This is a genomic window from Kitasatospora sp. NPDC001527 (genome assembly GCF_040298605.1).
Lineage (GTDB): Bacteria > Actinomycetota > Actinomycetes > Streptomycetales > Streptomycetaceae > Kitasatospora.
The window spans coordinates 67,599-89,386 of the sequence record NZ_JBEPAM010000035.1 but is presented as its reverse complement, the minus strand read 5'-3'; the positions used below and the strand labels follow the sequence as shown (position 1 = coordinate 89,386).

General features: G+C 71.2%; 23 protein-coding genes. 7 read left to right on the top strand and 16 right to left on the bottom strand.

Annotated elements, in window-relative coordinates:
- Positions 1–1,151 precede the first annotated feature (1,151 nt).
- The 5 genes from ABT238_RS26980 to tpg (ABT238_RS26960) all read right to left on the bottom strand — a co-directional run bounded on the left by ABT238_RS26980 (position 1,152) and on the right by tpg (ABT238_RS26960) (position 3,992).
- Complete coding sequence (locus ABT238_RS26980; RefSeq protein ID WP_350794563.1) at positions 1,152–1,625, bottom strand: MarR family transcriptional regulator; 474 nt, start codon at positions 1,623–1,625, stop codon at positions 1,152–1,154.
- A complete protein-coding gene (locus ABT238_RS26975) occupies positions 1,622–2,335 on the bottom strand; it encodes a hypothetical protein (RefSeq protein WP_350794554.1) in 714 nt (237 codons plus the stop codon). The genes ABT238_RS26980 and ABT238_RS26975 overlap by 4 nt, the downstream gene beginning before the upstream one ends.
- A gap of 329 nt (positions 2,336–2,664) precedes the next feature.
- Entirely contained in the window at positions 2,665–2,862 is a 198-nt protein-coding gene (locus tag ABT238_RS26970) for a hypothetical protein (protein ID WP_350794548.1), read from the bottom strand.
- A gap of 6 nt (positions 2,863–2,868) precedes the next feature.
- Positions 2,869–3,333 carry a hypothetical protein gene (locus ABT238_RS26965; protein ID WP_350794542.1) on the bottom strand — a complete coding sequence of 155 codons (465 nt, stop codon included), beginning with the start codon at positions 3,331–3,333 and terminating at the stop codon, positions 2,869–2,871.
- A 38-nt stretch (positions 3,334–3,371) separates the two neighbouring features.
- A complete protein-coding gene (tpg, locus tag ABT238_RS26960) occupies positions 3,372–3,992 on the bottom strand; it encodes a telomere-protecting terminal protein Tpg (protein WP_350794537.1) in 621 nt (206 codons plus the stop codon).
- Between the two features lie 123 nt (positions 3,993–4,115).
- On the opposite strand from tpg (ABT238_RS26960), the gene ABT238_RS26955 reads away from it, so the two are divergent.
- Positions 4,116–4,430, top strand: coding sequence for a hypothetical protein (locus ABT238_RS26955; protein ID WP_350794530.1), 315 nt, complete (start codon positions 4,116–4,118; stop codon positions 4,428–4,430).
- Positions 4,431–4,534: 104 nt separating this feature from the next.
- The gene (locus ABT238_RS26950; RefSeq protein WP_350794522.1) at positions 4,535–6,025 is read left to right on the top strand and encodes a PIN domain-containing protein; all 1,491 of its coding nucleotides are present in this window, start codon (positions 4,535–4,537) and stop codon (positions 6,023–6,025) included.
- A gap of 124 nt (positions 6,026–6,149) precedes the next feature.
- Here the strand turns inward: ABT238_RS26950 and ABT238_RS26945 are convergent, their stop codons facing one another.
- From ABT238_RS26945 to ABT238_RS26925, 5 genes are all read right to left on the bottom strand, one after another.
- Positions 6,150–6,596, bottom strand: coding sequence for a hypothetical protein (locus tag ABT238_RS26945; protein WP_350794513.1), 447 nt, complete (start codon positions 6,594–6,596; stop codon positions 6,150–6,152).
- Between the two features lie 11 nt (positions 6,597–6,607).
- Complete coding sequence (locus ABT238_RS26940) at positions 6,608–6,949, bottom strand: hypothetical protein (protein WP_350794504.1); 342 nt, start codon at positions 6,947–6,949, stop codon at positions 6,608–6,610.
- 22 nt (positions 6,950–6,971) lie between these two features.
- Entirely contained in the window at positions 6,972–7,529 is a 558-nt protein-coding gene (gene tpg / locus ABT238_RS26935) for a telomere-protecting terminal protein Tpg (protein WP_350794497.1), read from the bottom strand.
- A gap of 8 nt (positions 7,530–7,537) precedes the next feature.
- Positions 7,538–9,808, bottom strand: a complete 2,271-nt coding sequence (tap, locus tag ABT238_RS26930) for a telomere-associated protein Tap (protein WP_350794493.1) — start codon at positions 9,806–9,808, stop codon at positions 7,538–7,540.
- Between the two features lie 96 nt (positions 9,809–9,904).
- The gene (locus ABT238_RS26925; RefSeq protein ID WP_350794486.1) at positions 9,905–10,828 is read right to left on the bottom strand and encodes an endonuclease domain-containing protein; all 924 of its coding nucleotides are present in this window, start codon (positions 10,826–10,828) and stop codon (positions 9,905–9,907) included.
- 221 nt (positions 10,829–11,049) lie between these two features.
- On the opposite strand from ABT238_RS26925, the gene ABT238_RS26920 reads away from it, so the two are divergent.
- A complete protein-coding gene (locus ABT238_RS26920) occupies positions 11,050–11,637 on the top strand; it encodes a zinc finger domain-containing protein (RefSeq protein ID WP_350794478.1) in 588 nt (195 codons plus the stop codon).
- A 158-nt stretch (positions 11,638–11,795) separates the two neighbouring features.
- Here ABT238_RS26920 and ABT238_RS26915 read toward each other — a convergent pair whose 3' ends face one another.
- From ABT238_RS26915 to ABT238_RS26905, 3 genes are all read right to left on the bottom strand, one after another.
- On the bottom strand, positions 11,796–12,011 hold the full coding sequence (locus ABT238_RS26915) for a hypothetical protein (protein ID WP_350794472.1): 216 nt from the start codon (positions 12,009–12,011) through the stop codon (positions 11,796–11,798).
- A 190-nt stretch (positions 12,012–12,201) separates the two neighbouring features.
- On the bottom strand, positions 12,202–12,975 hold the full coding sequence (locus tag ABT238_RS26910; protein ID WP_350794465.1) for a hypothetical protein: 774 nt from the start codon (positions 12,973–12,975) through the stop codon (positions 12,202–12,204).
- Positions 12,972–13,580, bottom strand: coding sequence for an RNA polymerase sigma factor (locus tag ABT238_RS26905; RefSeq protein WP_350794457.1), 609 nt, complete (start codon positions 13,578–13,580; stop codon positions 12,972–12,974). Before ABT238_RS26905 ends, ABT238_RS26910 begins: the two co-directional genes overlap by 4 nt.
- Before the next feature lie 611 nt (positions 13,581–14,191).
- On the opposite strand from ABT238_RS26905, the gene ABT238_RS26900 reads away from it, so the two are divergent.
- Entirely contained in the window at positions 14,192–14,881 is a 690-nt protein-coding gene (locus ABT238_RS26900; protein WP_350794449.1) for an HNH endonuclease family protein, read from the top strand.
- A gap of 117 nt (positions 14,882–14,998) precedes the next feature.
- Here ABT238_RS26900 and imuA' read toward each other — a convergent pair whose 3' ends face one another.
- Both imuA' and ABT238_RS26890 read right to left on the bottom strand, forming a co-directional pair.
- Positions 14,999–15,727 carry a DnaE2-dependent mutagenesis accessory factor ImuA' gene (imuA', locus tag ABT238_RS26895; protein ID WP_350794442.1) on the bottom strand — a complete coding sequence of 243 codons (729 nt, stop codon included), beginning with the start codon at positions 15,725–15,727 and terminating at the stop codon, positions 14,999–15,001.
- Entirely contained in the window at positions 15,724–16,377 is a 654-nt protein-coding gene (locus tag ABT238_RS26890; RefSeq protein ID WP_350794436.1) for a hypothetical protein, read from the bottom strand. Before ABT238_RS26890 ends, imuA' begins: the two co-directional genes overlap by 4 nt.
- Positions 16,378–17,006: 629 nt before the next feature.
- Here ABT238_RS26890 and ABT238_RS26885 point away from each other — a divergent pair.
- Positions 17,007–17,930: an acetoacetate decarboxylase family protein gene (locus tag ABT238_RS26885; RefSeq protein ID WP_350794430.1), complete on the top strand. Its 924-nt coding sequence runs from the start codon at positions 17,007–17,009 to the stop codon at positions 17,928–17,930.
- A gap of 15 nt (positions 17,931–17,945) precedes the next feature.
- Positions 17,946–19,544, top strand: coding sequence for a succinic semialdehyde dehydrogenase (locus tag ABT238_RS26880; protein ID WP_350794423.1), 1,599 nt, complete (start codon positions 17,946–17,948; stop codon positions 19,542–19,544).
- 15 nt (positions 19,545–19,559) lie between these two features.
- On the opposite strand, the gene ABT238_RS26875 is transcribed toward ABT238_RS26880, so the two are convergent.
- Entirely contained in the window at positions 19,560–20,534 is a 975-nt protein-coding gene (locus tag ABT238_RS26875; RefSeq protein WP_350794416.1) for an alpha/beta hydrolase, read from the bottom strand.
- A gap of 252 nt (positions 20,535–20,786) precedes the next feature.
- Between ABT238_RS26875 and ABT238_RS26870 the strand changes: the two genes are divergently transcribed.
- Positions 20,787–21,488 (top strand): type 1 glutamine amidotransferase domain-containing protein, encoded by a 702-nt coding sequence (locus tag ABT238_RS26870; protein ID WP_030394832.1) that lies wholly within the window; start codon positions 20,787–20,789, stop codon positions 21,486–21,488.
- Positions 21,489–21,788 lie beyond the last annotated feature (300 nt).

Below are 21,788 nucleotides of genomic sequence, written 5' to 3'. Positions count from 1 at the left end.
GGAGCGGGTACCCCGGCGGCAAGCCGCCGGGCAGGGAACGCCTTCGCTTCGCTTCGGCGGAATTCCCCCGCAAGCGGGGGAATTGAATTCCGCAAGCGGAATTCTAGGGGCGGGGAAAACCCGCTTCGCCGGGTTTTCCAGGATTCCCGCAAGCGGGAATCCGATGGCTGACTGAGAAGGGTGGGTGCATCACGCGCGGCACTGTGTAGTCCCAGGAATCCCGGGCTATCCCCACTCTCTCACGCTCCGTGACCTCACGCCCGGTCAAGGCCGGCACCCCCTGTCGAGCCCGGTGGACTCCGCTTCGCTCCGCCCACCCTGAACGCCCGACACCATCCACCCCGAAACCGACACCACGAGAGAAGCATACCACCGGAAGTGCGGGTTCATGCCCGAATAGCATCGCGCATCACTCCGGAGTGGGAACCTTGGACAAGCCTAGTGCATCATGATGATGCACTGTGTAGATTCAGGACTCGTAAGCCGCCCCCATTGAGGATAGGGATTCGGGCAGTTTGCTCCAGACAGAGAATCCGGATGGTGGCAGGCGGGGAGATGGAGAAAATGGCTGGTGGAACGACGTCTGAATTCAATGGGTCACCGTCGAAATGTTGGGCCAGTGCGTCGGGCTGCACTTCCGTCGGCGTGTGCGCAGCGGCCAGCGCCCGTGCCGGATCCGGCGGGGGCGGGGTCCGGAGGAGCCCCTGCCGGGGCTTCCGCGCGGCTGGAAGCCAGGCACGTCCGGCGGCAGGGCATTCCTCCCGCAGTCCGGCCGGGCGCAGCGAAGCGGGCGCGGCACTGCCGGATCGGCCCGGAGGGCCGATGTTGTGGCAAGCGCCGCGGCCCCGTCGCGCTGGCCCGCGACACCTTAGAGGGGGGAGATGCTGCATTTGCGCTGGTCAGCGTAGGTGTCGGTTCAATGATCTGTCCCCTGAGTCGGGACAGATCTCCTTCGGTGTGTCTCGACTGGGGGTGCAGATCGCCCGGGAAATGTCGGTGGGACTGACAGTAATTGCGTCAAAAGGTCGGCCTGGCTGACATTTTGACGTAGGGTGCGGTGCTTCAGCGGTGATCGGGCGGGTGCCGGCCCGGGCATACAGCGAGGCCCCGCCGACCGGTGGATCCGGTGGGCGGGGCCTCGGGCTGGGCTGCTAGCCGACGGCGTGAAGGGTGCCGCGACGCTTGGCCGCGGCGGCCTTCTTGGCGGCCGCCTGGGCCGCGCGCTTCTTGCGCTGCTGGGCGAGCTGGTCTTGGTAATTGGCAACGGCGCGGTGGTAGGAGGCGACGAAGTCCGGGGCGTCCAACCGGTCCTCCTTCGGCATCGCCGCGACGGCCGCGACGGCGTCCTCCAGGGCGTTGTACCCGGCCAGCATTGCGTTGATCTGGTAGATGCCGTTGCGGACCTTCTTGACGAGCTTGGCCAGCTCCAGGGTGCGCAGCGCGGCGTTGGCGCTGGGCCGGCTGAGGCCGAGGAGTTCGCCGACGCTGGCTTGGTCGATGTCGATGCGGCCGCCGGCCTCGCTGAGGGCGCGGAGCTTGAGGAGGGCGCGGTAGGCGGCCGGGGGGAGGTCGAGGTCGGCTAGGAGGCCGTCGGCGTTGACTGCGGCGAATCGGAGTTGGCTCACTGCAGCATTCCTTCCTCTTGGCGGGCCTCGCGTTCGAGGCGGCGCTTGGCGCGCTGCTCCGAGCGCTTCTTGCGCAGGTCCTCGATGGCCTTGCGCATGTGCTCGAGCGACGGGTACCGCACCAGCTCCGGCAGGGTCGCGTCCTTGCGGATGGTGGTGAGGGTCTCGTGCTGCTCCACGCGAATGTACTCGGGCTTGCCGCCGGCGGTCTCGGTGCCTGGGATGAACTCGGCCGCCCGGTAGGAGAAGGGTGGGTTGAACTGGTAGACGCCACGCTTCACCTTGAAGGCGATGCCATGGCCCATGATCTCCTGCAAGGCCTCGGTGGCCTTCGTGCGGGAGACGTCGAGGACGGTGGCCATCTCCTCCTGGGTGAGGTGGATGCGGCCGCCGGCGCGTTGGCAGGCGATCAGCAGCAGGATCAGGCGCAGCGGCAGGGCTTCGCGGAAGTACTGCGCGATCAGGAAGAAGAACTCCAGCGAGTCCATGGCGAAGGCGTTGGGGCGGTCCGGGGTGCCGTAGAACTCCAGCTGGTTGCGCTCGCCGTCGAGGGTGAGCTTCCGGCCGGGGTAGCGGCGGGCGACTTCGTCCAGGTCCTTCACGGGGGCCAGGGGCCTGCTCCACGCCTGGATGGCGTCGTCGGCCGGTGGCAGCGGTCGCGTTGCGCGCTTGGCGGTCGGCAGCCGGCCCTCCTTGGGCTCGGGGGCCACGTGCTGCTCCTCTCCTGGTTGATCGCGTGCGGCAGCAGTATGTCAGTCGGGCTGACAGATACGTCGGTATGGCCGACGTTTCGCGCGTGTTGTGTCCCCCCTGGGGGGACACAACATCTCGTTGTCGTCCGGCCCGTGGGTGGGTGCGGCCCGTGTACATCGTTCCCCTGGAGGGGAAAGCCGCAGGTCAAGGCGGTAGGCACTGGCACGCGGGTAGCACTGGGGGTACCGGTTCGTTCTGCTCCGGCAGAACGAACCGCAGGTCGCGTACATCGTTCCCCTTGAGGGGAAAGCCACAGGTCAGCGTGGATGCGCCGTCCTCGTCGCTATCACAGGGTTGATCGGTTCGTTCTCCGCAGCGGAGAACGAACCGAGTGCGCGGATGGCGGGTTCGGCATGGCGCCCGACGCCGTCCACGAGGTCCTCGTCGGCCTGGCCGGGGTGAGGTCGTAGAGCCGGCCTTCGCCGATCAGGCGGAGCACCTGGTCGCGGCGCTCGGTTCCGGGCGCGATGGCGTCGTTGTTCATGGGCGGTCAGCCCCTGGCCTGGCAGTAGGAGTCCCAGCGGTCGCGTTCGAGGAGCAGCGAGAGGTCGAAGGTGGCCTGGGCCTGGGCACGGTGGTCGGCGCCGGAGCAGGACTGCGGGCAGCCCGGGAGGCCGTCGGCGGTGGGGCAGGGGTAGAGCCAGGCGGCCCGCTCGCGGACCATCGTGGGCAGTTCGGAGAGCACGTGGGTGTGGGGGTTGGCGTAGCAGCCGCGGCGGTCGGTGTAGGCGGTGGCGAGCCAGGCCTCGATCGCCAGGTAGTCCTCGGTGGTCCGGATGCCCGGGATGCGGTCGGCGAGGCGGTCGAGGACCATCTCGTCGGCCTGGGTCGGGTCCAGGGTGGCGTTCAGGGCGCCGTGGCGGTGGTGGTGCTGGAGGTGGTGGAAGCGCTGGTGCAGTTGCTCGTCCAGGTCGTGGTCGTGGTGGCTGTGCCCGCAGTGGTGGTGCTGGGTCATGGTGTGGTCCTCGGTGTCGGTGCTGGTCGCGGGCGGGGTCAGAAGGACATGTCGATGTACTCGATGTCCCGGAGGTGGACCTTGAGGTTGGCGGTGCGGTTGCCTTCGTTGCGGAAGTAGGCGTCGGCGAGGGCTTCGCCGACCATGTCGGTGAGCTGGTCGTCGGTGGCGCCGGCTTCGCGGGCGGCGATGATGGCGGCCGCGTGGGTGCCGGAGATGCGCTGGGTGAGCAGGCGGGGGCGCGGTGCGTCGCTGGTGCCGGCCCCGGCGTCGAAGCCGAACACCGCGCGGGTGCTGATCGTGAACCCGGTGCCGGCCGCGCGCTGCCGGGCCTCGGCCCGCACGTCCTGCTGCCAGTGCTCGCATGTCTCGTCCTCCAGCGCCTCCCGGGCGGCCGCACGCGGCCGGGTGACGGTTCCGGCGCGGTAGCGCTGCACGGTGCGCTGGGAGACGCCCAGGCGGGCCGCCAGGGCCTTCGTGCCGCCCGTCAGCTTCCCGAGCAGGAACCCGACCCGCCCCTGGGTGGAGGCCGGGATCGGCTCGGTGAACTGGGCGCGCTCGGCGCGCTCCAGGCCGTCCGCGATCGTCCCGCGCTTCTCCCGCCCACCGGCGGTTTCATCGCTTATGCCGTTTATGTCTTCGTTTATGTCGTCTAGCACCCGAGCAGCGTGAAGCGGTCCGCCTGTGGACAGAGTTCCGCCATTCCGAGCACAAACGGCCCTGAATCAGGGCAACTTGGAATGTTCCGGCGCAGCGGGGCGAGGTCCGGGGAGAATCCCGGGGTGACTGCTATCGCGCTGTACGCGCCGGAGAACCAGGACGTCGTCGAGCCGGGCCGGTGCGCCGTGCCGTGGGGTGTGTGCCCGGACCACGGGGGTACTCTGCGCTCGAACGTCGACCGCGGCAGCTGGTGTACGGACCCGGTGTGCTTCAACGTCTGGCCGTACGACCGCCTCGACACGCCGTGCCCGGAGCCGGCCACCCACACCGTCCGGGCCGACGACGGCTCCACCGTCTACGGCGTGTGCGACGGCCACGCCATCGCCGCCCGCGCGCAGATCGTCGCGGGCCGGGTCCTGCCCGGCGCCCCGGACTGAATCGTCGATTGTCCGTTCACCAGGACGGCAGGTGAGCAAAGTCGATCGCGCTACTGGACGGGGCGGGAGGAGGATGGCGCCTGGTAGGAAGCGAGAGGATTCCCGTGATCATTTTCGACACGAACGCCATCAACCGGATCAACCCGAGAAGCCCGCGGGCGGACATCGTGCGCGCCCTACGTGCCTCAGGACAGCACAGGGTCGGCATCCCGGGAACGGTCCTGGAGGAACTGGCCGCCCACAAGGCGAAGGACTACATCGCGCAGTGCGAGACGGCCGCGTCCGCGCTCAATGCGTTGCGGCGGATGATGCCGTGGAAGCCAGTGGCCAAGTTCGAAGAGCCGCAGTTGGAGCTGGAGGAGTGCCAGGAGCACTGGCGGAAGGTGTATTCGGAGCTGTTCGAGGTGGTGCCCACCTCGGGCGAGGCCGCGCTGAAGGCGCTCTCTCGGGAGGCGCTTGCGCTGCCCCCGGCCAAGCAGGGTGAGAAGCGGGCGGAGGGCGCGCGGGACGCCGCGATCTGGTTCACAATCCTCGACTTCCTGCGGGAGTATCCGAACGAGGACGTGCACTTCGTCACGGACAACACCACCGACTTCGGTAATGGCACCGTCTACCGCTTCCCCATGGACGAGGACCTTGGGAACTGTGCCGGGCGTCTGAAGCGGCTGACGGACTTCGACGCCGTCGTGACTGCCTTCACCGTGCCCGTCGACGGCGACTCCGCCGCAGCGGACGCGAAACGCTACCTGGACTCGGAGACGGTGGCCGCGACGATCGGGGAACTCGCCCTCGCCTCACACCGCGCCGTAGTGAGCTTGCCGGGAATCACCACGACCGGCGCCCCCGTGGCATGGATCGCCTGGCTCAGGCCGCCGCGCACCACGCTGCTGAAGGCCGACAAGGTAGCCGGCCACCGCATCGGCGACGAGGTCTGGTACACCGCCGAAACGACCTGGCTGCTGTACGGCCTGGCGGCCGCCGTCGGCCAGGGGGTGGAAGGCGTCTCGTGCGCCTGGACGGTCAAGCTCCTGTTCTCCGTCGGCGGAGACGGAGGCCAAGGAGCGCCCACCCTGCTGTCACCTGAGGACCCGTCCGCCCCCGACATGCAGGACAAGCCGACCGCGGACGCCCTGGCGGCGCTCCACAAAGAAGTTCTGCGCGAGCTCATCACCCCGCGAAAGCCCGGCTCGACGGTTGACGTCAACCAAGACAACAGGCCGACCGGCCCGTCAGACGCCAGCCTTGTGGCCGCCCAGTTCGACCACGCCTCGGGGCTGGCCGATGCCGTCAGAGCGGCGGTCCTACCCAAAATCGACTATGCCTCACTGTTTCCCCGGATCGACTATGCCTCACTGTTTCCCCGGATCGACTACGCCTCGCTGCTTCCCCATATCGACTACGCCTCGCTGTTCCCCGAAGCTGCCAAGGCCGCCAACATTGCCTCCACCCTGCCCAACTACTCCGATCTTCTGCACTCGGCGAACCTGTCTCCGCATGTTCAAGCGTGGTCGCGCGGCGACGTTGACGCGGTCGACGAGTCCAGGGAGAACCTCGGCCCGGACGAGCCGGAGGCGTTGGGCGAGAACGATGGCTGACCCGACACTGGCCAGCCTCTGGGGCCGTCACCGTACGCACCGGGGCTGATCCATAGGCGTGCGGAGTGCACTGCGGGCCTGTTCCCGGCAGCTCCAATGCTGGGAACAGGCCCGCGTGCTTCTCCTACCGGCCGTGCGGTTCCATGCCGTCGGCCATGTCATGCAGGTGGTGGACCGCGTCGTCCCAGCCCTGGCCGTACCAGTACGGGCCGGTCAGCGCGGTCGGCTGGTGCGGGACGGCCGCCAGCTGTACGGCGGCCTGCCTCCACGAAGCGGCGACCACCGCCCGCATCCGGTCGAACTCGGCGACCAGGGCGGCCAGCTCCTCGGCGGGCGGCAGCTCGGCCTCGCCGCCGGCGGCCAGGGCGCGGCGCAGTCCGTGCGCGGCGAGGCCGGCCAGGCGTTTGGTGTCCCCGTCGGCGTCGGCCGGGACGGTCGGCGATCCGGCGGCGTCGGCCCGGACTTCGTCGGCGTAGGCGTCCAGGGCCTCGCGAAGTTCCTGCGGGGACCGGACGGTCATGTTGCCGCGGTCGGTGCGGACCATCGCTTCGAGGCGCTCTCGGGCGTTCACCGCGGTCCCGTTCAGGCCGTCGGGGCGGCGGCCCACGGGTCCGGGACGGGCGTGGCGGTGATCCACCCGGTGGGCGTCTCGTACGCCATCTGCGAGGTGACGTGGCAGACGCTCGGCGTCTGGTCGCCGTCGAGCAGCACCTTCAGCCGCTGCCCGGCGGTGTCCACGATGGTGCCCGCGCGGCCGTCGTGGCGGATGCGGCCGCCGAGTTCGACGCGGATGCCGAGGCGGCTCTCCAGCGCGTAGTAGGCGCGGATGTGCTCGAGGTCGGCGGCCTGGCGCTCGTCGGGCCGCCGGCGGGCGGCCGCGAGGTGCACGCTGTTGATGTCGGTGCCGGGGACGGTGTGGTGCATGATGGCTTTCTCCATCCTGGGGTCAGTAGGAAACGTCGATCGCCTGGATTCCGGTGAATTCGACTTCCAGGTTTTCGGCGCGTGATCCGCCGTTCTGGAAATAGATTTCCTGGAATCCTTCGGCCATGATGTCGCGCATCTGTTGGTCGCCGGCGCCTTCGTCCTGGGCGGCGAAGAGGCGCTCCGCGTACTCCGGGGGCAGATGGACGGTCAGGTGCCGCAGGCGGGGCTCGTCGGTAGTTCCGACCGGGGCGGTGTAGCCGAAGTACGCCCACACCTCCACCGTGATGCCGGTGCTGGCGGCGGCCTTCTTGCGGGCCTGGCGGCGGATGCCGGGCTGCCAGACCTTCTTCAGCTCGCGCAGCAGGGCCTCGCGCAGCGCGGCGCGCGGGTGCTTGCGCTCGCCCTTGAGGTAACGCCGGACGGTGTTCGGGTCGACGCCCAGGCGGTCCGCGACGGCCTTCTTGTCGCCCTTGACGGCCTTGACCAGGGCCCGCATCTGGGCCTGCGCGGACTTCGGCAGGGCCTGGGTGAAGTGCTCGGGCGCGGCCCGGTCGATGGCGTCGGTGATCTCCTCCACGGCCTCTCCTACTTCCCGTCGACGGCGTTGGCGTCGTAGCCCTTGATGTGGCGGGCCGGGTTGACGGGCTGGTCGCGCTCGAGCCAGTCGACGACGGTCAGCATCTGCTGCACGCCCTCGACCTTGGACAGGCCCGGGGTGGCGCCGAGGCGGAACGTGCCGGGCAGCACCTTGCCGGCGCCGGTAAGCGGCAGGAAGTCCAGCGGCGAGGCGCCGGGGGAGGCGTAGACGACGCAGTCGTTGTTGACGCCGAGCGGGTAGCGGCCGCTCGCGCGGGCGACGTTGACCATCTTGCGGTGCATGTTCACCCGGGCCTTGGCGATGACCGCGGCCCGGATGTCCGGGCGCCAGGTCGGCCGCTCCAGCGCCGACCAGGGCTCGCCGGACCTGTAGGTCAGGCCCTGGGGGCGCTCGCGCAGCTTGCCGATGCCGAACTTCACCGTCGACTTCACCGCGGACAGCACCATGGCGATCTGGTGGTGACGCCACGCGGCTGAAGAGAGCTGGTCGTCGCCGAGCTCCGCCAGGTGCCCCAGGCCCTCGGCGGCCAGCGCGGTCCGCAGCGCGCCGAGGTCGGTGCCCGCGCTTTTGAGGAGGCGGTGGGCGGTCATCGCGGCGAGGAACTGGCGCTCGTCGGCGTCCTTGTCGGTGGGGATGCCGGCCTCGGCCATGGTGGTCACGTAGGCCTCGCGGAGCCGGTCGTGCCACGGGTCCAGGTAGGCGCCGGCCTTCTCCCGCAGGTAGGCCTCGATCGGAGCGACGTCGTGGCCGAGCTCGACCGCGTACGCCACCGTGGCGGTGGTGTACCAGGCCGGGCCCTCGGGGGGCTTGCCGGTCGGGGTGAACGGGGAGGGCAGGCGCGGGTCGGCCGGGACGTGGGAGAGGTCGACGAACCAGGAACCCGGGACCTTCTTGTCGAAGACCGGCCGCTGGACGTGGACGGGGCCGGACAGGCCGACGGAGAGCCGGGCGGCGGCGGCGAGGTAGGCGGTGTTGATGTCGATGCCCACCGCGAACGGCTCCACCATCTCCGCCTCGGAGAGCGTCTCCACCGGGCGGATCCACTGGTACGACTCCTCGTCCAGGAACCCGCCGGTCCAGCCCTGCGCGGCCGGGTGCTCCGTCAGCACCTCCGGCGGCGCAGCCTCGTAGACCTCGGTCAGCGCGCCCGGATTCGGCGCGGACACCCACCCGCCCGTCGCCTCGTCGCGCACCGCCCGCGTCGGCGGGCGCAGCGCGGTCATCAGCTCCAGCCCGCAGGTCGCGGTGGAGCCGCGCGGGGTGATGACCCGCTGGGCGTAGATCCCGAGCACGCGGGCCAGGTCCGGGGCCGGCAGGTCCGCAGCCGCGCCCCAGGCCCGGGTGTCCAGGGCCCGCCACGGCAGGATCGCGAGCTGCACGCACTGCCGGCGCCCGTCCTTGACCGGCCGGTAGATGCGGGCCCACGGGCCGAAACCGCGGCGGGTGAGCTGCCACTTCGAGCGGGCCAGCGCCTTGACCACCTTGTGGTCCTCCGACAGCCGCTGCGAGCGGCGGGTCGCCGGGTCGTCGTCCAACGTGGCCGGCAGCCCGAACTTCTCGGCCGCTTCGGCGGTCAGCACGACCAGCGGGTCGCCGTCCCGGCCGTTGCGGTGCAACCGCGCCGTCCCCAGACCCGACTCCGTCAGCGCCCAGGTCACCAGCTGCGCCAGCGTCGTCGCCAGGCACTCCAACAGCAGGCCGCCGACCCCGTACGCGGTGCCGTCCCCGTCCAGCACCACCAGCGGCCCGTTCGGGAACTGCCCGTCGAAGTACGGCGCCGGCCGCGCCGCGCGGCGCAGCACCGGGCCGCCCGCACGCACCGCGGCGGGCCGGGACGCCGGGACGGACGGCGCCTGCGGGGCGTCCCCGGCGGCCTCCACCACCGCGTCGGCCGCGTCGGCAGCCGGCTCCGGCGCGCTCTCCACCGGCGCCGGGGCAGGCGCCGGAGCGAACGCGGCCGGCACCTGGTCGACCGTCGAGGCGGCCGGGACGCTCTCCGGGGCCGGGTACTTCGCCGCCCAGCCCTCCAACAGCCTGACGTACGCCTCCAGGCGCGGCGGCTTCGGCTGGCTACGGCCGTTCTCGTAGTTTTTCACCGTCTGCACGGTCGACTGCAGCACCTTCGCCAGCTGCGCCTGGGTGACCCCGGCGGCCTCCCGAAGGCGCGCACGCTCGGCCGGCTCCGGCAGCTGCGGCCCGGGCTCCTCTCCGGCCAGCAGCGCGTCCACCGCCGCGAACAACTCGTCCTGCGTGGGCATGAAGCCTCACCTCCAGGACCAACCTAACACATCATTACCCATCTCGATTACCCAATTTCATTGACCCATTAATTTAACCCTTGTTGAATATGATTTTCATATTGGCGCTCGCTGATCCCGCCATTGCGCGAACAGCTCCAGCCAGTGCCACCGCGCCCGGCTCGGCACCGCCCACGCCGCAGACGGCAGTGCCCCCGCGAGGTCCTCCAGCACGATCCGTACCGCCAGGTCGAGCCAGCCGGCCATGTAGCCGTAGCGCAGCAACAGCTCCCGCAGCTCTTTCTCCGTCGTCGGCAGCTCCTCGCGCTCGAGCCAGTGCGCGCCGCGGAACTGCTCCGCTGTCAGCGGCCGGCTCAGCAGCACCGGCACCGCCAGCTCGGCGAAGGCGCGGTCCCTGGCCTCGTGGCGGCTCATGTCGACGGGGCCGCGTAGCTGCTGGTGGAGCTCGCGGGCGCCCTCGGTGGAATCGGCGACCACGACCAGGGCGCGGGGCACGGGGCTGTTGACCCCGTCGTCGGGTTCGCGCGTCGCCCACACCCAGTACGGCGCGGGCCCGGCCACCAGCCGCGTCCGGTGCCGCTCGGCCTCCTCGTCGTCGCACAGCGGCCCGATCTTCGTCCACTCCCGCGTGCGGATCGTCGCCTCCCGCGTCACCGGCGCCCAGTACACGTACGGCAGCACCAGCCGCTCGTGCACCGCCCGCAGCCGCCGCTCGTACTCCCCGACCGTCAGCCCGAGATAGTCGAAGTCCCCGGCGTACTTCTCCAGCTCCACGGCCCCGGCACGCCACAGCGCCCGGTGCAGGTCCCCCGCCAGGCTCTGGAACATCCTCGCGGGCAAGCGCAGCGCCGCCTCCAGCGACCCGAGCCGGGAATTGCACCGCCGGCACAGCGCACCGCGCACCTCGTGCGAGACGTGGTCGTGGTCGATCTGCACCGACGGCCTGGCGCACAACCCGCACCGCGGGTGCTTCGCCAGGAACGCGGCCTTCGCCTCCGACGACATCCGGTGGTACTCCACGGCGACCTCCCGCAATCGTAATATGACGTTGCGTGACAAACGATGGCAGTCGGTACCGACAGCAGCATCGCCCGGCCGTGGACCGGACCCCGTCTCCCCGTTCGCGCCCGAGGCACCCCGGCGGCACCGTAGCTTGTCCGAGGGGCTGCTCTCCGACCCGGACGTGTTCGGGCGGTCCCCGGTCGAGGAAGGCAGACCAGAGCCTGAGACAGGACGATCAAGTGGCGAGTGACCAGGATCCCGCGTTGGCGGTGCGATGCCCGCAGTGCAAGGCCCAGCCGGGCCTCATGTGCGGCGGTCGCAGCAGTGTCCATCCCGTACGGCGCGGTGCGGCCCGCGGCGGCCTCCCCACCCCGCGTCCCTACCAGCCGGCCGTTCCCGCGCCCGCCGTCCGCGCGCCGTGGGACGGCTACACCGGCCCGGACACCCCGCGCTGGGACGACGACTTCAGCAGGCCCGACCCGACCGAACTCCGCGCCTCCGCCCTGGGGCCCGGCGAGCACGAGATCCTGTGCTGCGCCGAGCTACGGACCGAGGACGGCTGCCCCGTCTGCGACCGGGCCTGCTGGCTGTGTGATGCGCGCGCGGGCCGGGCCTGCCGCAGCATCCCGTCGACGCGACGGATCGCCGGCGTCGCCCACGTCGCCCGCCTGTGGGACCTCGGCTGGGAGGAGACCGAGGACTACCTCGACGCGATGACCCGCCCCTGTCCCTACTGCCGGGCCCAGACCGGGCAACTCTGCCGCTCAGTCCCCAGAACCGACACACGCGTCCACCTCGCCCGACGCCCCCACCGGCAACGCTGCTGAGCCCGCTCCGGAGCAGGCGCCGCGCACCACTCTCGACTGCTGGGACTGCAAGGCCACCATCCCTCTCCGGCACAGCCCCCGGCGGCGACCGACCGGCCCATCACAGTGAGGCCCGGCGCCCCTTCCCAGCGGCCGGGCCTCACCTTCGTGCGCCGGCCCTACTCGGCGTCGGCCTTCGGCGGAACCGGGTCCGAACCGCAACGGGGCCCGCCCTTCCGGGTCCCGCGGTCGCGCAGCGCGCGGACGGCGAGGACGGTGTTCGCCGCGCCGGTGGCGGTGAGGCCGAGGTTGCGGGCGAGGGCGGCGAGGTAGTCGGCCTGGGGGCCGGCCGGGTCGGTGAGGGCTTCGGTGAGGAACTGGAGTACGGGCGTCATCGCGCCCTCCTTCGGGAGAGGAGTCGTCCTTCACCCCTTCGAGGCGCGCGGAGTCCACTGGACAGGACCCGGGCGCGAGAAACGTGTACGGCCTTGGGCTTCCCTCAGGATCAGGCGGCGAAAATCGGTCCTGATACTGGGCGGCTCCGTCGCTGGTCCGGCGCGGGGGCGTGCCGGACCAGCGGGGTTGTCAGCTCAGGCCGGCGTATTCCTCGAGGCGGTCGGCCAGGCGGCGGTCGGGGCAGGAGACCAGGCCGTCGGTGTCGTCGCCGGTGTGCATCACCAGCCGGTCGACCTCGCGGGCCAGCGCGCCGACGGGGGCGGCGGCCGCGGCGGTGCGGGTGTCCATGGCGAGAGGGGCGGTGCGGAAGTAGTCGGGCATGTCGGGGACCGCAGGGGCGGGGACGCCGGGGGCGAGGCCTTCGGCGGCTTGGACGGCCTGCTCGAACCAGAGCCGGGCCTCGCCGATCTCCCCGCGGCCGAGGTGGTGGAGGTACAGGCACCAGGCGGAGATGCGGTCGCGGGCGCCGGCGCCGATCTTCCACCAGAACTCCGCGCTGACCGGGTGCCCGGCCAGGTAGAGGACGCAGCCGAAGAGGCGGAAGCCCTCGATCTCCTGGGTGATGTCCTCGACCCGGCCCCGGTGGCGCGCGCGCCGGCGACCGGAGCCTGCGGCGGCCGGCTGCTCCACTAGGTCCGCGAGGTCGGCGAGCGCGGCCAGGTCGGCGATCCGGGCGAGCGGCGTGGTGCTGAGCTCGGTGGCGACCACCGCCTCCAGGCACTGCCGGGCCTGCTGCTGCTCGGCCCACCAGCCCGGCGGCGGCTGCTGGCCTCGGCGGATCCGGGCGACGTCGGCGGAGATGCGGCGCAGCTCGGCGGGGACGTCGAAGGTGTCGTCCGGCTCGGTGCCGGCGGGTGTGGTGGGGGTGGGGATGAGGTCGTGGAGGAGGTGTTCGGGGTTCATCGGTCGGCTCCTTCGCGGCGGGGGCCGGGGACGGCGGCGGTGCGGCGCAGGACGTGGCGGTCGGTGAGCAGACGTTCGAGGCCGGTGAGCGCGCGGCGGTGGTGGTAGTCGACGGTGCGGGGGTGGATACCGAGGATCTGGGCGGTGTACTCGGCGGTGTAGCCCATGGTGGTGCGCAGGATGAAGGTGTCGCACTGGCGGGCGGGCAGGTCGGCGAGGGCGGCGTAGAGGCCGGCGCCGCCTTCGACGCGGGCGAGGGCCTGGTGCATCTGGTCGAGCTTGCGGCGGGTCTGGCGCAGGCGGGCGGCGAGCTCGTGCTCCCGCCGCAGGCGGTGCACCCGGTACATGACGGCGCCGGTGAGGACGTCCCAGGTGTGGGACTCGAAGTCGGGGCCGGCGAGGACCTGGTCCCAGTTCAGGGCGAGGTGGGTGAAGACCTCGCGCACCACCTCGTCGCCGACCGCCTGGTCGCCGAGCATCTCGGCGGCGTAGCGGCGGAAGCCCTTGTTCTTGACGAGGAAGTAGGCCTCGAAGTCGAGCGGGAGGTCGACGGGCTCGTGCACGGCGGGGCCTATCCCGTTGCCGGTGAAGGTGTCGTCGTTCATCGGGCCGCTCCCGCTCGGGACAGCGCCGCGGCGTCCGCGGCGCCGGGTGCCGGTCGTCGGCGGTCGCGGGTGCGGACAGGCCGCCCGAGGGCGGCGGCCGTGTCATGGTGGACGTCCATCTGACTCTTTCGGTCGGATACGGCGTCAGGTCCTGCACGCCGAGGCAACGTTGTGGTCTGCCTCCACACAACCAAATGACCCTGCCCGTTCACGCATACGGCCCACAGAAATCTCACCCTAAGATCGCAAATAGAAACTCACAGTGATGGGCGATTCGGAGGGGCGCATCAACTCCAGCCCTGGGTAGGCCAGTCGGACATTCCTTTCCGCATTCAACTAAGCACGAAGCGTAGCGAGTGTGAGCGGCATCACTTCTCCGTGCTCCGACTTCCTGACCGAGTCGATCGCCGGCCGGCAGCTCCACTCCGCCGCGCACGGGACCCTGATCGCCCGCCGCCGCCCCGGCCACCTCCCCGTCCGGCGGACGGACGCGGCCGTGCGGCAGCCGCTCATCCGGGCCGAAGATCTGCTCGTCAACCTTCAGGCTGCGGCACGCCGCCCGCCGGGTGACGGGCCACCACCGCTCCGCAGCCGGCTGCTAGCCGTAGACCATGATCACCACGAACTGGTGGCGCCGCGGCGCCACCGCGCTGACCGCCACCGCCCTCGCCCTGCTCGCCGTCCCGGCCCAGGCCGCCCCCGTACCCACCGCTGCACACCGTGTCGGCAAGACGCTGACTGTGCCCTTGCTGGAGGCGATCGAGGCGCTGCCCGTCGCCGACGAGGACCGCACTGGCTACGTCCGGACCGCCTTCCGGCACTGGATTGACGCGGACAAGGACGGCTGCAACACCAGGAAGGAGGTCATCCTGCGTGAAGCCGTCGAGGCGCCACAGATCGGGCCCGGCTGCTCGCTGACCGGCGGGACCTGGTACTCGATCTACGACGGCGTGGTGGTCACCGACGCCTCCGCCCTCGATGTCGACCATGTGGTGCCGCTCGCCGAGGCCTGGGACAGTGGGGCCTCGGCCTGGAGCGCGGCCGAGCGCCAGGCCTACGCCAACGACCTGGACGAGCCCCGTGACCTGGTCGCCGTCACCGCCCGCTCGAACCGCAGCAAGAGCGACAAGGACATCGCCGAGTGGCGCCCGATCGAGGAGGAGACGTGCGACTACCTCACCCGCTGGACCGTCTCCAAGACCCGCTGGCGCCAGAGCGTCGACACCAAGGAGAAGACCGTCCTGCGCGACCTGGGCGCCACCTGCCCCAACGAGCCCCTGACCATCACCCTCGCCCGCTGACCCCCAACCCGACACCCACACCCAGTAGGCCGTGGACCGGCACCACCGACACCGAACCGGGGCGGCCGCCGCCCCCCAGGGCGGCGGCCGCCAGCCGGGTAGCGGGTCCCCCTCCCGCTACCCGAAGGCGACAACGACGTCCGGCTTCTCCCCGCCGACGACGGTCCCGGGCGTGGCGGTGGTGACGGTGCCGTCCCCGGCAGGCAGCCACAGTTCGGCGGTGCAGGGGCGGTGCGCGCCGCCGCGCCCGGTCGCGCGAACCTCGGCCCGGCGACCGGTGAGCTGACCGAACCCGTCCCCGAGGCCGGACCACCGGGACGCGGTGACCTCCAGGCGCAGGTGGGCGCCGGGCCAGGGGCCGGGGGTGAGCAGGACGGTGCCGGTGCGCCGCAGGTGCGCGACGAGGCGGTCCAGGGCGCGCGGCGGCACGCTGGTGGGGGTGGCGGCGAGGACGACGGGGCAGGCTGCGGCGAGCGCGGTGATGACCTCGGCGGCGTGCTCGCCAGGGTGATCGGCGACGACCAGGCGGCGCAGGTCGATGCCGTAGCCGGCGGCCGCGGCCTGCCCGAGCTCGGGCAGGCCGACGGCGGCGGTCCAAGCGTGCGGGTCGGCGGTCACCGGACCGGCGGCGAGCGCGAGCAGCAGGCTCATGTCGGTGGCCTCGGTGATGGTGCCCTTCGCCAGGCCGCCGTGGGGCAGCAGGCTGGCGAGCGGGTCGAGCACCGGCAGCGTCGCGGCCTGGGCCTCGCGGGCGCGGGTCGCCGGTGATGTCGCCTCCAGCAGGCTGGCAAGCCGTGCCTGGCGGTCGACGCCGTGCCGGATGTCGGTGGCGGCCAGGGCCTTCACGCGCCGCCCGCCCGCTCCGCTGTTGCCTGCGCGCCGGTCGGGTGCCCGGCCGGCGCCGGGTCGGTGGCCTCGGACAGGGGATGGAGGACGACAGGGTCGGCGATCACCCAGGCCGCATGCCTGTCCTCGCCCCAGCGGGCGTGCGCGATCCACGGCAGACCTGGGCCCGGGCGGCGGCGGGCCGTCACCAGGGTCGAGCGCCACAGCCCTCCGGCGCGTAGCCAGGCCAGGCGCCAGCACCCGTCGGCGCCGTCCGGATCGGGTGCGCCCACCAGTTCGCCCGGCACGGCGACCGCGTCCCGCCACCGGCCGAAGTACGGGGCTGCGGCCGGCGGCGCGGCGGTCGGCTCGGGCAGCGGGCGGATCCGCTCGGAGTCGAACAGGAACCAGCCCCAGCCCTGCCCGCCGGCCGCCGGGCCGTCTTCGGCCCAGCGCACATGGACCACCCACATGGCGGCGCCGGGCGGGCGCCGCCACACCGTGAGCATCCCCGGCAGCCATGCGCCGCCGATCCGGATCTCCACCAGCCTCCACCGGCGCACATCGCGGTAGTAGCCGGGCAGCGTCATCAGCTCCCGCGGCGCACGCTCGGCATCACCCGGTGCTGGCTCGGAGCGCATGGGGCGGGAGAAGGGAACGGCTGCGGTCACACCTCCAGATTATCGCTCGAATGTTCGATTGCTTCCTCAGGAGGTCGCTCCGTCGCAGGTCACGCCCTCGTTGTACCGAAGCACGACAGGCGTCACCAAGGCAGGCTTGTTGTCACCAAGCCCAACGGGGGATCGATCGGGGCGTCACCCCGGGCGGGCGGAAGGATCGCCTCCGCGTGCAGCAACAGTGGGATCGACTGCCATGGCGCCAGCGGCTGAGCGGCAGAGGGCACACGGGATTTAGTTGCTCTAGCGTTATACAGCCGCACACTGGTATTTGAATTAACGGATATTTGAAAGGAAGGGCCTACGCGGTCGCCATGGATCCCGCGCTCACCGCCCTCGCCGGCGACTGGGCCGCCCTGTCCCTCTTGCAGGGTTGGGTCGAGGTGCGCGTCGAACATTCGCTTCAGGCCCGGCACGGCCTGAGCATGCGGGAGTAATCGTTGCTGGAGGCGCTCAGCCGCCAGCACGACGGTCTCGGTGGGCGACTGGCCGCACGGTCGGCAGGCCAACCCCGACGGCCGTGTCTCTCTGCGGAATCCCCGTGCACCCCATTGTTGACGGTGCTTACATCGCGACCTATAGTCATGTGTACACCGCTTACATGACTAGTGAGGAGCCGGACCATGTCTTCGGCGCAGAAGGACACCACCGTCAAGGTCGACCTGGGCGGCCGCACGGTCACCGTCCCCAAGGGGGGTCTGTACGACCGGTACCGGATGAACCCCGACCTGGATGAGATCGCCCGGGACCCCCGCGTCAGCGGGGTGGACTTCTTCCGGCAGCTGCCCAAGATCAAGGTCGACTCCCCGATCGGCCCCACGCTCACCCCGAACTTCTACTACAGCGTCTCGACCGCCCGGATCACCATGCTGGCGCCCTCCAGCGCGATCCGGACCCGGCTGCCCGGCGAGCTCGCGCCGCTGGAGATCGCCCCGGGCCTCGGGCTGATCTCGGTCATGTTCTTCCGCTACGACGTGTGCGACATCGACTTCTACACCGAGGCCGCCGTCGGCATCGCCGTGAAGCCCGCGCGGCACGGCAAGCTCGGATTCTTCGACCTCGTCGCCGGCCTCAAGAACGAACACCTCGACTCCTACGTACTGTCCCTGCCGGTCAGCACGGAGATCGCCCAGGTCCGCGGCCACGACGGCTACGGCTTCCCCAAGTGGGTCACCGGCCTCGACGTCGACATCGACGAGCGCCGCACCACCGCCCGGGTCACCAACGACGCCGGCGGCCTCGACCTGTCGCTCCAGGCGACCACGCCGAAGCAGACCGCCCACCTGAGCGGCGACCGCGTCAGCTCGCTCACCTCCTACACGACGATCAACGGCGCATGGCACTCCACCCTGAGCCAGACCAACGTGCTGAACGCCGGCACGACGCGCCTGCCGCGTGACGTCCGCCTCCAGCTCGGCGAGGGCCGGATGTCCGACGACCTGCGCTCGCTCAAGCCGATGCGGACCATCCAGTTCGACGTGATGACCGAAGGCCAGCTCGCCCTCCACATGCCGGTCCCCACCTCGGTCCAGCGCCGGAACAAGTAGCAAGGAACCCTCGCCATGGCCACCGCACAAACCGCCAGCCCCACGGCCGCCCGCGCCCAGGGCCTGCCCGCCTCCATCACCCCGGCGCTGATCGAGCGGCTGACCGCACGGGTCTCCGCCGCACCGAACGCCGCGCGCGTCACCACCAGCGCCCCGTACTCCGGCCACCCCCTGGGCGACTTCCCCATCTCCACCCCCGACGACGTCGAGGCCGCGTTCGCCCGCGCCCGCGCTGCCCAGGCCACCTGGGCGGCCACGCCGATCGCGGAGCGCAAGAGGATCATGCTGCGCTTCCACGACCTCGTCCTCGCCCGCCAGGAGGAGGCGCTCGACCTCATGCAGGCCGAGAACGGCAAGACCCGCCGCGACGCGTTCCTCGAAGTCGTCGACATCGGGATCGTCTCCCGCTACTACGCGCGCAACGCCGCCAAGTACCTGAGCCCAAAGCGCCGCCGCGGCGCGATCCCGCTGCTCACCCACACCACCGAACTGCGCCACCCCAAGGGCGTCGTCACGGTGATCTCCCCGTGGAACTACCCCCTGAGCATGGCCGCCAGCGACGCCATCGCCGCGCTCATGGCGGGCAACGCCGTCGTCCAGAAGCCCGACACCCAGACCGCGCTCACCGCCCTGTGGTCGCTCGACCTGATGTACGAGGCGGGACTGCCGGCCGACGTGTGGCAGATCGTGGTCGGCCGGGGCAGTGCCATCGGCGGCGCCCTGATGGCAGGCGCCGACTACATGATGTTCACCGGTTCCACCGCCAGCGGACGCCAGATCGCGAGCGACGCGGGCCGGCGCCTGATCGGGGCCTCCCTCGAACTCGGCGGCAAGAACCCGATGATCGTCCTGGACGACGCCGACATCGACAAGGCCGCCGCCGGCGCGGTCAACGCCTGCTTCCCCTCCGCCGGCCAGCTGTGCGTCTCCGTCGAGCGCCTCTACGTCGCCGAGTCCGTCCGCGAGAAGTTCGTCGCCGCGTTCGTCGAGCGCACGAAGAGGCTCAGGATCGGCGCCGCGTACGACTACAGCGTCGACGTCGGCTCCCTCACCACGCCGTCCCAGCTGGGGACCGTCACCGAACACGTCGACGACGCCGTGGCCAAGGGCGCCACCGTCCTGGCCGGCGGCAGGGCCCGCCCGGACCTCGGCCCCCTGTTCTACGAGCCGACCATCCTCACCGACGTCACCCCCGAGATGACGGTGTACGACCACGAGACCTTCGGCCCGGTCGTCTCCATCTACTCCTTCCGCCACGTCGAGGAGGCGATCGCACGGGCCAACGCCACGCCGTACGGCCTCAACGCCAGCGTCTGGTCCCGCAACGGGGCGCGCGGCCGAGCCGTCGCCGCCCGCGTGCACGCCGGCACCGTCAACGTCAACGAGGCCTTCGCCGCCGCGTGGGGAAGCATCGACGCGCCGATGGGCGGCATGGGCGACTCCGGACTCGGCCGCCGCCACGGCGCCGAGGGCATCCTCAAGTACACCGAGGCCCAGACCGTCGCCCACCAGCGCATCCAGGGCTTCTACCCGCCACAGCGCGTCAGCCCCGAGACCTGGGCCGCCCTGCTGACCGGCACGCTCAGGGCCATGAAGGCGTTCGGCGTCCGCTGAACAGTGTGGGGCCGCTCAGTCGCCGTGGAGCGCCGTCCTGAGGGCATCGATGGCGAGTTTGCGGGCGACGTTGGCGGCGCGGGTGTCGCGCAGGCTGTCCAGGAGCAGGAAGTCGTGGACCATGCCGGCCACGCGGACGGACGTGACGTCGACGCCGGCCTCGCGAAGCTTGTTGGCGTACTGCTCGCCCTCGTCGCGCAGGACATCGGCCTCATCGGTGATGACCAGGGTGGTGGGCAGCCCCCGCAGCAGCTCCAGTGGGGCCTGGAGTGGCGAGGCGTGCGGCTCGGCACGCTGGGCCGGGTCGGTGGTGTAGGCGTCCCAGAACCACCTCATCCCGTCGCGGGTGAGGTAGTAGCCCTCGGCGAACTGCAAGTAGGACGGGGTGTCGAAGTCGGCGTTGGTCACCGGGTAGAGCAGGACCTGGGCCTTGAGGCCGATGCCGCCGCGCTCCTTGTTCATCAGCGCGAAGACCGCGGACATGCAGCCGCCGACCGACTCCCCGGTGACCGCGATGCGCGAGGTGTCCAGGCCGTGTTCCGCACCGTGCTGGAGCACCCACTGGCCTACGGCGTAGTTCTGCTCCACCTGGGTGGGGTACCTGGCCTCCGGCGCGCGGTCGTAGACGGGGAAGACGCCCGCCGCGCCCGCGCCGACGGCGAGCTCCCGGAAGAGGCGGTCGTGGGTCTTGTCGTCGCCGAAGACCCAGCCCGCGCCGTGGATGTAGAACACCACGGGCAGCGGTCCGGTGACGCCCTTGGGGCGGATGATGCGGGTTCGCACGGTGCCCCACTCACCGGTGTCCACCTCGACCCACTCCTCGTCGACCTCGGGACGGGGCACGCCCGGGTCGGACTGCAGGCCGAGGAGGATCTCTCGGCCCTTCTCCGGCGGGACCTCGTAGAGCCGCGGGTGCGGATCGGTCGCGTCGCACAACTCCTTCGCGGCGGGCTCCAGGTACGGCGTGATCGGCGCAGGAAGCTCAGTCATCTTCTCTCCATGTCGCGGGCACACGTGTGCCGTGCTCGTGCGGCCTCACCGGCCGCGCCTGACGAACCCCCGGCCGAACCTCCCCTCCTCCTATCGTCGGATCCCGCGCGCGAGGCGCAACCTGTAGCCCTGGCCGCGGACCGCGGCTCTCACCGGGCGGGCGCCCACGGCGGCGCCGAAGATCGAGACAAACGGAACACGACGGCAGCCGTTCGGACGGACGGCCCCGTCATCACCCGGAAAGGCGAGAACATGACCCGTGCCCTCTTCGTCGTCACGGCGGCCGACCACTGGACGCTGAAGGACGGCACCAGGCACCCCACGGGCTACTGGGGCGAGGAACTGGCGATGCCGCACAAGATCTTCACCGAGGCCGGATGGGAGATCACCATCGCGACCCCCGGCGGGAAGCGACCCACCCTGGACAGGATCAGCATGGGCCGCACCGCCGGCCTTCCGGGCACCCTCCGCGAAGTCGCCGACTACCTCGCCACGATCCAGGACGCACTGGACGCCCCGGCCTCCCTCAGCGACGTGGATCCCGACGACTTCGACCTCGTCTTCTACCCCGGGGGACACGGCCCCATGGAAGATCTCTCCCACGACGAGGTCTCGGGAGCGCTCCTCACCAGGCAACTCGCCTCCGGCAGGCCGCTGGGTCTGCTGTGCCACGGCCCTGCCGCGCTGCTCGCGGCCAGGACCAACGACGGTTCCTGGCCCTTCGCCGGATACCGGATCACCGCGCTGTCCAACGTCGAGGAGAAGCTGAACAGCTTCGGACGCAAGGCGTCCTGGTTCCTGGAGGACCGGCTGCGCGAGAGCGGGGCGCACTACGCCAAGGGAAAGCTGCCGCTCCTGCCCCACATCGAGGTCGACCGCACTCTCTACACCGGCCAGAACCCCGGCTCGGCCAAGCAGCTCGCCCACCGTATGGTGGCCGACCTGGCCCACTGACACGGGCGCGAGCCCGGTTCTTCAGGCCGGGATCGCGAACGGTCCGAACAAGCGGAGCAGGGTGGCGGACCGCGGTCCGCCACCCTGCTCCGGCTTCGGATCCGTGCTTCAGCTCTTCGGCGCTTTGGACGCGGCGAGCTGGCCGGGCATCTCCTCCATGGACGTCTGGGCGGGCCGGTAGCGCACGACGGCTCTTGGCCCTGTCGCTGCGGAGGTCGAAGCCGATGTTGCGGCGCACGTACTCGCGCGGGAGTCCGATCACCGGCGCGAGGGCGACCGCGAGGGGCTCGGGAACGGCTC